At 43.3% G+C, this 534-nt stretch carries 1 protein-coding gene; it reads left to right on the top strand.

Annotated features, from left to right (window positions below; translation table 11 throughout):
* Positions 1 to 193: 193 nt before the first annotated feature.
* Positions 194 to 418, top strand: a complete 225-nt coding sequence (locus ACOCD2_RS25790) for a hypothetical protein (RefSeq protein ID WP_293690280.1) — start codon at positions 194 to 196, stop codon at positions 416 to 418.
* Positions 419 to 534 lie beyond the last annotated feature (116 nt).

Below are 534 nucleotides of genomic sequence, written 5' to 3'. Positions count from 1 at the left end.
CTTCCGCAATAAAGAGCGGTTTGCCAATGCCATTTACTTCCATCTCGGCGGGTTGGATCTTTACCCTGATGGGATTACTAGATGATGGGCGCCCACTCAATCAGGGGAAGAGCCATTTTTTGAATTCAATATTCTTGACTTTGAAGACCATCAGATCAATGAGCTAAAAAAATTCACTACATCTGCATTTTCTTTGGAAGATATAATACTTACCACTGCAAGTACGCTCAAGTACACAGGAGCAATAAAAAAGATTCTTGAGCAGGAACTAGAAAAACCTTCTGAGGAGTTTGTCCGTTTTTTCGCTTCAAGGATTTACGGTGGAAGATTGACTCAGTCGGTGTTGGAGCAGTTTAGGAAGATCGTAAAAAAGGCGAGAGAGCAGTTTATTAACGAAAAAATCAATGATCGCCTGTAACTACTCACCCCTATCAGCATAGAGCTGTCCCGAAAAGGCCATTTGAATGGCGACCAGCGGATTGTATCCCTGATTTGCCATGGTCTGCAGGTAACTGGAGATGCGGCAATAGGCCT

It is taken from the genome of Thiolapillus sp. (genome assembly GCF_048562965.1).
Taxonomy (GTDB): Bacteria; Pseudomonadota; Gammaproteobacteria; order Chromatiales; family Chromatiaceae; genus Thiolapillus; species Thiolapillus brandeum_A.
Note: the sequence above shows the minus strand (reverse complement) of the source record. Positions and strands in the feature narration are given on the sequence as shown.